The sequence below is a fragment of the Prolixibacter sp. NT017 genome, from assembly GCF_009617875.1.
Classification (GTDB): Bacteria; Bacteroidota; Bacteroidia; order Bacteroidales; family Prolixibacteraceae; genus Prolixibacter.
Map to the genome: position 1 here is coordinate 2,013,528 of NZ_BLAV01000001.1, position 12,634 is coordinate 2,026,161.

10 protein-coding genes are annotated in these 12,634 nt (G+C 43.0%); 1 reads left to right on the forward strand and 9 read right to left on the reverse strand.

Annotation, left to right across the window (positions count from 1 at the left end; all coding sequences use genetic code 11):
- Window positions 1-288: 288 nt before the first annotated feature.
- From GJU87_RS08445 to GJU87_RS08480, 8 genes are all read right to left on the reverse strand, one after another.
- Window positions 289-2,085 (reverse strand): sulfite reductase flavoprotein subunit alpha, encoded by a 1,797-nt coding sequence (locus tag GJU87_RS08445; RefSeq protein WP_153639120.1) that lies wholly within the window; start codon window positions 2,083-2,085, stop codon window positions 289-291.
- A 389-nt stretch (window positions 2,086-2,474) separates the two neighbouring features.
- Complete coding sequence (locus GJU87_RS08450; protein WP_153639121.1) at window positions 2,475-3,629, reverse strand: hypothetical protein; 1,155 nt, start codon at window positions 3,627-3,629, stop codon at window positions 2,475-2,477.
- A 630-nt stretch (window positions 3,630-4,259) separates the two neighbouring features.
- On the reverse strand, window positions 4,260-4,976 hold the full coding sequence (locus GJU87_RS08455; RefSeq protein ID WP_153639122.1) for a phosphatase PAP2 family protein: 717 nt from the start codon (window positions 4,974-4,976) through the stop codon (window positions 4,260-4,262).
- Window positions 4,977-5,036: 60 nt separating this feature from the next.
- The gene (locus tag GJU87_RS08460) at window positions 5,037-6,002 is read right to left on the reverse strand and encodes a hypothetical protein (protein WP_153639123.1); all 966 of its coding nucleotides are present in this window, start codon (window positions 6,000-6,002) and stop codon (window positions 5,037-5,039) included.
- Window positions 6,003-6,070: 68 nt separating this feature from the next.
- Window positions 6,071-6,430 (reverse strand): hypothetical protein, encoded by a 360-nt coding sequence (locus GJU87_RS08465; protein ID WP_153639124.1) that lies wholly within the window; start codon window positions 6,428-6,430, stop codon window positions 6,071-6,073.
- Between the two features lie 53 nt (window positions 6,431-6,483).
- A complete protein-coding gene (locus tag GJU87_RS08470; protein WP_153639125.1) occupies window positions 6,484-7,071 on the reverse strand; it encodes a TetR/AcrR family transcriptional regulator in 588 nt (195 codons plus the stop codon).
- A gap of 155 nt (window positions 7,072-7,226) precedes the next feature.
- On the reverse strand, window positions 7,227-9,866 hold the full coding sequence (locus tag GJU87_RS08475; protein WP_228491912.1) for a bifunctional YncE family protein/alkaline phosphatase family protein: 2,640 nt from the start codon (window positions 9,864-9,866) through the stop codon (window positions 7,227-7,229).
- Between the two features lie 170 nt (window positions 9,867-10,036).
- Window positions 10,037-11,041, reverse strand: coding sequence for a DUF4412 domain-containing protein (locus GJU87_RS08480; protein ID WP_153639126.1), 1,005 nt, complete (start codon window positions 11,039-11,041; stop codon window positions 10,037-10,039).
- Window positions 11,042-11,317: 276 nt separating this feature from the next.
- Between GJU87_RS08480 and GJU87_RS08485 the strand changes: the two genes are divergently transcribed.
- Window positions 11,318-11,869, forward strand: coding sequence for a DUF4494 domain-containing protein (locus tag GJU87_RS08485; RefSeq protein WP_153639127.1), 552 nt, complete (start codon window positions 11,318-11,320; stop codon window positions 11,867-11,869).
- A gap of 52 nt (window positions 11,870-11,921) precedes the next feature.
- Here GJU87_RS08485 and GJU87_RS08490 read toward each other — a convergent pair whose 3' ends face one another.
- Window positions 11,922-12,539, reverse strand: a complete 618-nt coding sequence (locus GJU87_RS08490) for a phosphatase PAP2 family protein (RefSeq protein WP_228491913.1) — start codon at window positions 12,537-12,539, stop codon at window positions 11,922-11,924.
- Window positions 12,540-12,634: the final 95 nt, after the last annotated feature.

Consider the following 12,634-nt stretch of genomic DNA (forward strand, 5'->3'; position numbering starts at 1 on the left):
GGGTTCTGTGTATAATCCCTGGCCACTTAATTGCTGAGGAATAAGAAAGAACCCTGCAAGGAAAATAAGCGCGAACCAATGCTTGAGTGGATGTTTCATTTCGGCGTTTTTTAGGTTTCAGGACCGAATTACAACAACGAATACACACTCCAGTCAATCTAAATTAGTTCATTTTCATGAAGATGAAAAGATACAACTTCCATCCTTGAAAATATCGCGGCATAAAAAAAGGAGAGCCAAACGACTCTCCTTTTCAAGACCAGCACCAGGCTGGCAGCAAAATATCAATCAATAAACATCAATTTGGTATCTCTTCTGTTTCTTCAGTTCCTTTAGGAAGTCTTCTGCCTTTTCGGGCTCGAGACCGCCTTCTGAAGCCACTATTGCTTTAAGTGTTTCGTGAACATCATGGGCCATGTGCGTTTTATCACCACAAACGTACAGATAAGCACCTTTTTGCAGCCAATCGTATAGCTCTTTGCTCTTTTCTATCATTCGATGCTGAACGTACACTTTCTGCTCCTGATCGCGTGAGAACGCCAGTGAAAGCTCTGTCAGAATCCCTTGCTGTCTGTAGTTTTCCCAATCTTCGCGATACAGATAATCAGTTTTCTTGTGTTGATCGCCAAAGAATAACCAGGAATCACCAGGCGCATGGTCACCATTTCGCTGCTGAATAAAGCTTCGATACGGTGCAACTCCGGTTCCTGCTCCCACCATGATCATCGGTGCATCCAACTCTTCCGGCATTTTGAAGCCAAGATTGCGATCGATGAAAATCGGGATCCAGCTTCCTTCTTCAATCCGGTCGGTCAGGAATGTTGAACACGTTCCCTTCCGGTCGCGATCACGGTTTCGGTAACGGACCGCTACTACCGTAATATGGACTTCATCCGGATAAACTTTCTGACTAGATGCAATGGAGTACAAACGAGCTGACAACTCGGGCAAAACACTCACCAGCTGACTTGCGGTTAGCTTGGCCGGGAAATCCATCAACATATCCAGCACATCATGGCCATATAAATATTCATCCAGCTCATTCTCATCAGCCAGCAAATCACCTAACGCTTTATTGTTGGTCAGCTCATGATAGCTGGCCAGCATGTGACTTGTGAGAACATTTATCTCCAACCGATTGCGCAACGCTGTTTCCAGCGGAAGCGACCAGTCTTTTAAAGCGACCTCTGTCTGACCATCCAGACCGGTATGCTCCAGAATACCTTTTACCAATTCAGCCGGATTATTTCCAAAGACCCCAACATTATCACCTGGCTCGTATGTGAATCCGGAATCGGCAATATCGAGCTCTACGTGATAAACGTCCTTCAGCGAGTCTTCGCCTGTTAAGCGTACTTTCCGCTTCACACGGGCGAAATAAGGGTTCTGCCTTGAATATCCTGTATCTTTTGCGTTGGTATCCTCGGCTACTTCGGCCACAGACTCTCCACCTGATGCACCGTTAACCTCCCTGACAACCTGCAATACTGTATTAATCCAATTAGAGGCGTCTTCTTCATAATCCACATCACACTTTACGATGGGCAAAATGTTGTTGGCACCCCGCTCTTTCATCACCTCATCGAAATCGACTCCGGCCTTGCAGTAGCTTTTATAAATTTTGTCGCCCAATGCCAACACAGCATAGTTAACACCATCCAGTGATGGACATTCATCGCTTCTCAGGTACGCCAGCATATCAACCGAGTTCACCGGCGGATCGCCTTCACCATGCGTGGGAAGAATCATTAGCACATTTTGGGCATTGGCTACTTCCGGGTAGCTATACTCTTCCATCAGGAAAATTTCCGCTTCGAAGCCTGAAGCTTCCGCCACGTCGAAAAGACGGTATGCAATATCCTCGCTATGTCCCGTATGGGTTCCATACAGGATGGTCACCGATATTTTTCCATCGCCTGAGCCTTTTTGTTGCTGCTCGGCATGCACGAAGTATTTTCCGGGAATAAAACTTTCCCCTTTTAAGTGGTTGTTTATCCAGTCCAGCTGTTTCTTTTGCTGTGTGACACTCTCACTATTCACAGCCCGAAACTCATTTTTCATTTCCGAACCAAATGTATTACTCATAGTATCTTTAACTTGACAATTAAGGTCTTGCAAGCAATGACCTTTTTAATTTTCCGGTTCTCCAGACAATCAGATAAGGATGCTCATTAGAGATTCATTCTGCTGGTTATTAACACTTTTCACAACCAGCAATGATGCATCTGTCAACGTCCGGAAACCGCTTATTAATAATGCCTCAAAATTAGTGTAATATTTGTTAGAAGCATCTTTATTTAGAAAGAATTTAATCTACTGATAACAAACCACTCAAATCTCAGTTTGTTCATCCGCATTCCGGTAGTTGATTCAAGCTTCTAAAATTCGATTGATAAAGTGTACTTGATGAATATCCTGAGCAAAAAAAAATCCGGCATCAAAGCCGGATCTTTCAGTATCTATTTTATTGGATATTAATTGTCTTCCATTTTCATCTTATCGCGGAAGTAAACATTCCATGCGATGTAATTTACCAGGTGTGTGGCAAACTTCATTTCGTGCATAGATGTGAACAACTGACTCATGGTGTCTCGCGTTGGACCGAGCAAGTCAGATAACAGTACTGTTGTGCTGTCGTCGAAAGTAATCTGGTAATCGCGATACTTGTTACAGAAAGTGGTGTATTCAGCGTCACTGTCATTCTCGCTACTGTTATTGTCTACAACAGTCACTGTAGCATTCTGCTGAAGCTCTCCGCCTTTGTATACTTCCAGCGAATCAGAGCCAGCTGTGCGGGTATGCACAATCTGCACATCTCCAATCGTCAGAGAGTGTACCTTCGTGTACGTGTCGGCACCTGTGTCTTTACTCCACTTAACCATTTCGTCATAAATCGTCTGATCTCCGTCTGACAGGTTATAATCATAAAGCTTAGTGGTATCGGTCCTCTCAGCCTGCATACTTACTGCATAACCGCTGGCGAAAGTAAAAGTCGACGCGTAATTGTACGGATGTCTGTGCATGCCATTCATCGACCACTCAATGTCGAGATTACCAACAGCAGTATCAGAAACGGCAATGTCACTTCCGAGGCTGTAGTTCAAGCCACCTGGATAGGCGTATTTATACTTATATTTTGATGTCGTAATGACAAAGTTGTTTCCTAAAGAATCCGTGTCCTGCTTCGTTTTATAGAAGCAATATTCCGGATGATGGAGGGCCAATTTTTCAGGAAGTTTAATAATAAACAAAGAAGTATCGGCCGTCATTTTGAAGTGATTGTACATGTACGAGCTATAGCCCCAGTGCATTTCATTCAGCACAGAATCCTGGTATTCGTAAACTCCGGCTACATCAGCCAACGTGATGCTGTCTGAAAACATTTCGTCATCACTAACTGAAGCGTCTGCTGATTTCAAGTTACTGTTCCCTGAGGTAATTACTTTGTAGCCATCAGAACTACTAATGTCATTCATGGCAGTACTGACCTGATCTGCACTGTTGTTGATGGCTTCCTTTAATGATTGATTAGCGACGTCAGTAGCCCCTCCGCCGGAATTCTGAGTGCAACTCCACATTCCTACAGCTGCCAATGCAACAATTGCGGACAAAAATATCCGATTTTTCATAACCATAAGATTTTGTTTACAAGTGATTATTTTTAATACAAAGGGGATTTTGCTATTAAAAAAAAGAAACAGATGCATTAATGAATCACTGACTCGTATGCATTCAGGATAATGGTGGGGTTCCGGAATGACTCAAGCCTGCTAAACAAAATGCTCCGTCAATAATTCTTAAGGTTTTGAGTAGTTGCTTTCTCTAAGCAAAAATGCAAATTCCTCATTAACTTATAACGATGAAACTGCATAATTTATTAGCAATCAACTGAAATTTAACGTTTTTTAACCACTAATACAAATATCTACAATTAAATATAGGTATTTATGACCGGTAATACTCACGATACATAAATCGATCGATATTACATAATATTTATTAACGAATAAAGAAAAAGATTATTGTATATTCCGAGATATTTCATTACTTTTATGATGGTTATTGCAATTTGCCAGAATTGAATAACCGGACCAAGGCATAATCAAGTGAAAATATTTATGAAGACATTGGATCATGCTCCTAAATTCGATCCAATTTTTGCCTTTTTATTCCTTAATCCAATACGGATTGTCGGCAGCCTGTTTATCAGGCTGCCTTTTTTTATCCTACAGATAAAGTAGCGATGAAAACGCCAACAACTATTTAAAAGGATGGATAAACATAACAACCATTACAATTACCGCAGCGAACCACAATGACCGCTCCCAGCGTTGGCGTTTGTTTTTCGAAATCCGGTTGAAATAATGTCGTATAACTGGCCCCATATACCGGATTGTGAAATAGGCACCAACGAAACCAAGGAGATTCCCGGCCAATACATCGCCCGGGAAATGAGCTCCAAGATAAATCCGGGTATAGGATACAACAACGGTCAGCCCCCCTAAAATAAAGGGCATAACCTTTCTTTTTCTGATGTGCCACGCAATTACTGTGAAGGCAGCTGCTGTGGTAGTACTGTGCCCTGATGGAAAACTGTACTTATGCAATATGTAATTCCCCACGTAATGCACCATATCCCTTCCTTCAAAAACTGTTAAAGGTCTGTCCCATTCGGAAAACACCCAATGCTTCAGGAGCTGCGCAATGAAGCCGGTAATAATCACACTGGCAATGGCAACAAGTACCATATTCATATCCTTTCGCATAAAAAGCAGCAACATTAGTGCTGAAAGGAAAAAGGAATCTCCCAGCCATGTCAAAATCAGCATAGGGTAATCGAGCCATTTGAAATAAACACCGTTCATAACGAGAAAACTGTCATGATAGCCATAAGCGAGTAACAAAAAGCCCAATATTATCCAAAACATTAGTAGTGGTGCAAGGAAATATTTGTTATCCCAAATAAAGTTTTTCATACCAAGTTACTAGTTTGTATCTGCTTTAATTTTTTATTTCCGGTTGCAATTTCTGCCTGCTTATCGAATACGAAAATTCGACGCCATCAGGCCAATTCTAAAAACCGATATTTCGTGATTGAAATAGATGTTGTAATAATCCTGTCCGTAGTAATATTCAGCAAACAATGATATATCATTCAGCAATTTGGGATGATAAGCCACCCGAAACGAAAAATCAAATTGCTTTGATAAATCGTACCTCTTTTCCGGTGAACGATTGTCAATGATCCACGTGAAATGCATGTGGTACCTTAATTGGCTCTGAGAGAAATAACTATCCGGTTTGCTTTCACGGTAGTCGTTGCCAGAAATCAGGCTTCTAACTGCTCCCAGATAATTCTTCAGTTCGGAGTCGAAATTGAGCCGGAAGAGACCGTAACCGTCTACCAGTCCTTCGGAATTAAGCAAATGAGTCTCAAATCCAAACTTGAAATATTCCGGGACCAATTGGTTGCCCCTCGACTGGTCGTCGATCAGTATCCATCCGGCCTTGACAAAATTCGTTGCAAAATTGCCGTTTTCAGTGTTGTAGGTCCCGTCAGAATTATACACTGGTCCGCTTTGCCCGTTGGAATGATGGCCGAGAGTTAAATACGAAAGCAATTCACCTTTATATACATCGGGGTTCCCCAAATTACGGTATACTGTCATACTGGGCATATAACTCGGCGTGGTTATCGGATAGGAACGCTCATCCCTCATCCGGATAACTCCTTTGAAAGAAATATCCATTGCCCACTTGCCGTCGTGTGACAAATTCACCAGGTAGTACGGAGCGATTACCGCTTCGAACAACAGCGAATTCAGGTTTCCAATTCCCTGCTTAAATGTTATATAACTAGGCGAATGGGCCATTCCGATATATTCCGACATTAATTTTTGCGGCGATGGCGATTCCTGTGCCAATACTTTTGAATTAGTCAGCATGAACGCGATTCCGATAAAACCGAACGCAATCAACCAGCTTTTAAACAGACTTTTCATCACACAATCTCTTCGTCCTGTTCTGTCTGGAACTTCTTATATTTTAACATTAGTTAATACTAACTAACTTACATTTCATAAAAAAACCGATTCCGGAAATGCTCCTTCTCTTCTCCCTTCGGTACCTTGATTCCCAGCACCTGGATAGTATCGCCCACGTTGCTGCTGATACTATGTACCAGGTGTGCCGGACATTCGACCAACATCCCCTTGGTTCCAATCATTTTGTCTTCGGCTAACCGGATGGTAGGATTTCCTTCTACAACGTAGTAGAGCATGTCGCATGATAGAATTTTCGGCCCCATGCTTTCGCCTGGCTGTAAATCAAACTGCAGAATTTGCAGCGATTTGTTCTCATATAGATATTGCAAGTCCACTTCTTTTCCGCTAATGGACCTGAGCCACGGATTTCGATGTACTATTTTCATCCCTGTTACTTTTAAACCAATCCATCACTTGGTTAATTCATCCAATTGTTATTTCAACATTCTTTTCTTGAAATGAGCATCAACACGTTTTCCAGAATCTTTGAGCCTTCCTCTATGAGGTTTATTTTTTGCTCAAACAACTGCCACTTCATCATCATCATCCGCATCGCGCCCATTATCATGATGGTTATTTGTGAAGAAGGCACATCGTCCCGGATTTCTTTCTTCATCTGCCCCTCTTTGACGATTTCTTCCAACTTTTCTGCGACCAAAAGCTTGATGTCTCTAATTTTTTCTTTCAGGTAATCTTCGCCATGGTAAATCTCCTCGGAGGAAATAACTGAAATCAAAGCCGGATTCTTCTGCAGCCGGCTAAACTGAAATTCAAAGGCCTGCCGCAACTTATCAAAGCTCGATAAATCACTTTGCGCAATCCTGGTAATGCTTGATTCTGTTGACCCTGAAAAAAAGTCGATGATATTCACCAGGATTTCTTTCTTGTTTTTGTAATGCCGATAAATGGCCGGCTCCGAAATACCAATAGCGTTCGAAAGGTTTTTGATGGTCAAACCCTGCAGGCCTTTTTCGGCAATCAGCTTGATTCCCGTGTGTATAATCTCCAACTGTCTCTCGGTATACATGATTTGTTAGTTAATACTCACTAACAAATGTACAACACTTCTGAGAACTGAGCATACTCGATTAAATATTTTTATATAAAGTTTACGTTAACTCGCTTTTCGTAAAAAAGAAAGGAGGCTAATTGCCTCCTTTACACTATATAATATTCTTCACATTAATCGTCATCGTCATTATCCTCCCCGGCCAATTGGGCGGGATAGGGAACTTTTCCTTTTGCACTGAACCATAAAATGCGATTCAACAGGTCATCATCTCCCCCATCGATATGATCATATTGTGGCTCCATACTGATATTGGCGTAGTGCAACGCTTTTCCTCTCAGGGAAGAAAGTGCTGCATTCATCTCGTCAAGCGGAATCTGGTTTTTCACCGATTTGTATGGAGTGTAATCGGGCGTTTGATCGAAACAGGCATCCATTGTCGGAGCTATGGCATCCTGAATATTCATCGGTGGAAGTCCCAGTATCTGTTCAATGGTTCGAACCATTGCAGGTTGGTTATATGCTGCATGAACTGCTTCATCTTTGTGGGAATACGGACTAATAACCGTTCCTACTGTCCGGTAAGCTGAAATGTGGTCCCAACCAGTCTGACTGTCATCTTCGGTAACGAAAATAACGGTATTCGACCAGAACCGACTATGACTCAACGCCTCTACAATCTGGCCCAACGCCAGGTCATTGTCCGCAACCATAGCCCTGGGCGTTGGATATCCGGGACGAGTTCCAGCAGTATGATCGGCCGGAAGTGCCATTACCATCAATTGCGGAAGAGAGTCTCCTTCCATGTTCTCGTACTTCTTCAAATCTTCAATGAAGGCATCAGCACGCATCACATCCGGTATGGCATGATGGTCATATCCTGGATAGGTTTTGCTCAAAATCGGTTCAACCGGTCCTACCGTGGTCTTATTGGTGAAATGGAATGGTTCGCCATTCACAAACTTCTGATATATGTCTTTCCAGCCAAGTGACTTATCGAATTCGGGAACAGCTGCTTCACCGTATATCTTTACTGATACTCCGTGTTTCATCGCGTTATCCCAAATAAATCCGGTGGGAGCATAAACTAACGCGTCATATTGAACATGCGGATAGCTCCGGAACCAGGCCCGCACATTTTTCTCCACATAATCGGTTACAATCGATGCATCCGTCCACTGGTGCCCTTCGGCTGAACATTTTCCGGAAGCCATGTAATTGTCCATCAGAACAAAATCGTTGACCAGCCGGTGCATATTCGGTGTTATCTTACGTCCGTATATACAGAGTGTCGAATCACCTCTACCCTTCTTTACATCACCTAATACCTGATCGTAGGTCCGGTTCTCCTTGATAATATAGAGGACATGCTTAAATACCGATGGTTCTCCAATTCGGTCAGGGACAGGCTTCGGCTCAACACCTTTACGGGGCGGTAATTCCGCTAACTTAACTCTTGCCAAATCGTTAACTGCAATTACCGTGTTGGTGTGCTCTGCCAGCTCCTTCTTGTCCGGCATAGGAATTACAGAAACCGACGCCAGCATATGGTGCGAATTATACGCCAGCGTTTTCTCTGGTCCCTGCTCCAATCCCACATGAGCTCCCATCGCCTCAATATTGGTGACGTACATTTTTTTCTTGTCGGAAATGGTAATTGATGAAGGATAAGCGCCTGTCGGAATAAATCCAACGACTTTGCTCTTCTGATCGATACCACGCGCTGATGCATGTTTTCCCAGGTGTACAACTGCTACCGCATTGTCCATACCGTTTGCCACGTACATGTATTTTCCGTTTTTCGATACGGCTATACCTTCCGGCGAATCGCCCCAATATTTATTGAGGCCGGGCTGCAACCGAACCATAATGCTTTCAGTCACTTTATCGGCAACCGGATCGATAACTGACACGTCATCGCTGTTGGAATTGGTGACGTAAATATATTTTCCTCTCGGAGCAGCAACAATTTCATTAGGATGAAGGCCGGTAACTATTTCACGTATCAACTGGCCGCTATTCGGATCGAACACAGAGATACTTCCTTCGCGCGTTGCTCCGGTATTCAATGTTACTTTTGCTTCTCCCCATGGCACACCGGCCACAACATCCTCGTCTCCCAGCGGCAATCGGCCTCCCCAGTTGGTCACAAAGAGTTTGCCTTTGGCCTCAGCAATACCATAAGGTGCTACTCCGGTATCTCTTCGCCATATGATGTTTCCGGTCTCCAGGTCCTGCTTTACCAGTTCGTTATTACCGTCCAGCACGACATACAGGTAGTCTCTTCCGTTTTCTTTCCGAATCAACAGTTCGTTAGGCAAAGCGGTTTTTGCCGGTGGTAACGGATCATATGAGAAATAGTCTGTAATTCCGGCCTTCCCGTTTTTCCAGCTTGCCCGAATGACATAAGACTTTCCTCCACTTGTCGCTGCACTCCAAAATACCTCCAGTGAGTTGCCTGTTTGATGCCAAATAATACCTGAATACGTACTCATGGCCCCGGCTAATTCCGACCGCGATTTTATGGGCAATGTATCAACTATTTCATCAGTTTTTGTGTCGATAAAAACCACGCTATACCGTTCTTCAACTGCCAGCCATTTACCATCCGGTGACAGGGCTGCATCGAGCGCGTGATTTTCCAGACCTTTATCGCCAAAGTAAATCTGCTTTCCGGCTGGCCTGAGTATTCTGTTCCAGGGAAGAACATCGTTACCCGACTCATCGACTTTTTTCCCTTGCACCACGGTCTGGCTCCACGCCGGGGCAGCCATCAGGAACAACAGGACTAGCGTTAAATGTATTAGTTTCATGACAGGAATTTTGATTTTATTAGGAAACTGAATTGTCGACTCTTTGTTCAGGAGTTTCCGATATTATTTGGAATTGACAATCCATATGCAGCAAAGCAAAAAGAAAAAATCCCTACCCGAAAGCATCAGGTAAGGATTTTATCATAAAAAAAGTTAAAAATATTACATAATCATTTCTCCTCGTTCTCTTCAGTCTGAGGCATTTTGAATGACCCCATATTTGTTATCTGGTATTGCGACATCACAAATTTCTTATCTCGGTTTTTGTTCACCTCTGTCACCTTCAAAGATGTACGTTCACCGGTCTCTTTATCGAGCGAATTACTCTCCATCAGGAATCCCCAGGGCATACCGTTGGCATACATCGACGACTTGAATACCGAGGACATCAAATCACGTGTCTGCAACTTTACATCCCGCGAGATCCAGAAGTCGGCTTTATCCATTTCATCTTCATACACGTATTCCTCGCATTTGTATCCTGCAATGGTTTTTGTACGTCCTGTTTTCTTCAGGTTAGGATTCATTGCAGACATATCTGCCGGCGCTGTCTCCATATCCGAACTGGCATTATATAATGAATCGATGTTCGTCATCAAATCAAGCCCATACACTATTCCGGTATGTTTTCCGTCCTGATCGGAAAGAATAATGGTAGCTTTATTCTTGTAGTCGAAAATGTATATCCCTTTTCCTTTTGAGTCTTCCCCCATGTCGCCGCCTTCAAATTCATAAGCAAAGTTATGCCTGCCGGGATTCATAAAAGTGACCAGCGTAGCATCGCTTTCCAAAGATCCGTCCTTTTTATATGATTTAACGACCATCGTAGTAGAATACTGAAAATCATACGCTTTCTCTATTGGAACCGGTTCACCTGACATTCCCAGACTCTTCATCACCCGTTGCATTCGCTGCTGTTGCCTGGCTTCCCGCGACATCTCCCCTTCTTCGTTGGCAGCACTATCTGTTTTATTTTTTTCCAACGAATCCTCTACCCTATCCAGCCCTTTGTCAATTTGTTCATCCATTTTATCTTCAGCACGCTGCTCGGCCTTTTCCTGAGTCTTTTTCAAGGCCTTGTTAGCCATTTTTTTTAGAAAGCCCTGTGCCTGCGTTGGCTGCGAAAAACAAAGGGCTCCGGCAATAACTAAAAGTAAAATCCATGTTTTTTTCATTGCTAAATCTCGATTTAAATTGGTTTATTTTTTGGTTGAGTGTTAATAAAATTAACACTTGTTTATCTGAAAACCAACAATTAAGATAAATATATAACTATCGTCAATTATTGGGTATACCACAGAAACACTGAACCTAACGGCGCGCATATGCGACAGAAAACCGGTTAACCAACATGCTTACTGCTCATTATCCGGTAATCAGATATTTATTCATCAAAGCATACGGTCTGATGAATTGAAAAAGTTACTTTTGTTGGGTAAAATTTTGAGCATATGAATACGTGGTTCGAGTGTAAAGCAAAATATGTAAAGATTGACGAAAACGGCCGGGAGAAAAAGGTCAACGAAGCCTATCTTCTGGATGCTGTATCGTTTAGTGAAGCAGAAAGCCGCATTTATAAAGAGCTGGAGACGATGGTGAGTGGTGAATTCACGGTTACGAAAATTGCCAAGACCAATATCGCTGAAATTATTCCGTCGGAAGACGGCGACCGATGGTTTAAAGCAAAAGTATCGTTCATTACCATCGATGAAGAGAAAGGTAAAGAAAAACGGACTGCACAATACGTTCTGATTTTAGCCAAAACCGTTAGGGATGCCTACGAAAAGGTCGTGGAAAACATGCAGGGAATGATGGCTGATTTTGAAATCAACGCAGTCAATGAAAGCCCCATCATGGATGTATTCCCCTATTTTGGACAGGAAGAGGAAATCCCGGATAATCTTCGCCCGCTGAATGACGATGAGCTACTGGCATCTAATAATGAAGCAGATGAAGACCAATCTGACGATCTGGAGCCACTCGAAGATGATGAAGAAGAATAAAAGCTTGGCTACACAATATTGAGTTCAGACTGTCCAGATCGGGCAGTCTTTTTTATGCCCAAACGGGTTGTCCGGCTTTCGCCGAACACTTTTTAAAAGCCCAGTAAACTACCAGAGAACAACCGATTCCGACAATGGCACCCGCCAATACATCCGAAGGATAATGCACCCCCAGATCCATCCGTGAATAACCAACCAAACCTGCCCAAACAAACGAAGGAACAATGACGTACCAGCGCGGAAATATCAGGCTGAGAGCCATTGCCATGGCCATAGCATCGGACGTATGGCCCGATGGAAACGACGGACTTCCGCCAGCCGACAGTTTTTCAATAAACGGATAACTAATAAAGGGGCGCGGCCGCTGAAATGTATATTTGAGAATATTAACAACAATGGCTGACAGGAGCATGCTTCCTGCCATGTACCAACCTTTCTGCTTTAAAATCCGTTTCTTTACCCGGTAGCCCGCCATCAAGATCATCAACGGAATTCCATAAGAAACCGGGAAAGCTGCTGCAGAAATAATTTTAAATGGCCAATCCAACGCGGTATTTCGGTTAAGATTGACAACCTTCAATATATCGATATCCGGATTTTGTCCGAAAGCAGTGGTATATACGAAAACCAAAGCAACCGTAAACAATATGGTCACTGAGTTTCTACTCATTTTCTAATTCTTTGAATAACGTAGCTGGCATCCTCTTTCATAAGTTCTTGCATCATCTGCCTGCGCTACCGGATGATGTTGCCGGTAACGAATCA

Coding starts and splice junctions, on each gene's coding strand:
- GJU87_RS08445 (WP_153639120.1), bottom strand. CDS start 2,085: ATGAGTAATACATTTGGTTCGGAAATGAAAAATGAGTTTCGGGCTGTG.
- GJU87_RS08450 (WP_153639121.1), bottom strand. CDS start 3,629: ATGAAAAATCGGATATTTTTGTCCGCAATTGTTGCATTGGCAGCTGTA.
- GJU87_RS08455 (WP_153639122.1), bottom strand. CDS start 4,976: ATGAAAAACTTTATTTGGGATAACAAATATTTCCTTGCACCACTACTA.
- GJU87_RS08460 (WP_153639123.1), bottom strand. CDS start 6,002: ATGAAAAGTCTGTTTAAAAGCTGGTTGATTGCGTTCGGTTTTATCGGA.
- GJU87_RS08465 (WP_153639124.1), bottom strand. CDS start 6,430: ATGAAAATAGTACATCGAAATCCGTGGCTCAGGTCCATTAGCGGAAAA.
- GJU87_RS08470 (WP_153639125.1), bottom strand. CDS start 7,071: ATGTATACCGAGAGACAGTTGGAGATTATACACACGGGAATCAAGCTG.
- GJU87_RS08475 (WP_228491912.1), bottom strand. CDS start 9,866: ATGAAACTAATACATTTAACGCTAGTCCTGTTGTTCCTGATGGCTGCC.
- GJU87_RS08480 (WP_153639126.1), bottom strand. CDS start 11,041: ATGAAAAAAACATGGATTTTACTTTTAGTTATTGCCGGAGCCCTTTGT.
- GJU87_RS08485 (WP_153639127.1), top strand. CDS start 11,318: ATGAATACGTGGTTCGAGTGTAAAGCAAAATATGTAAAGATTGACGAA.
- GJU87_RS08490 (WP_228491913.1), bottom strand. CDS start 12,539: ATGAGTAGAAACTCAGTGACCATATTGTTTACGGTTGCTTTGGTTTTC.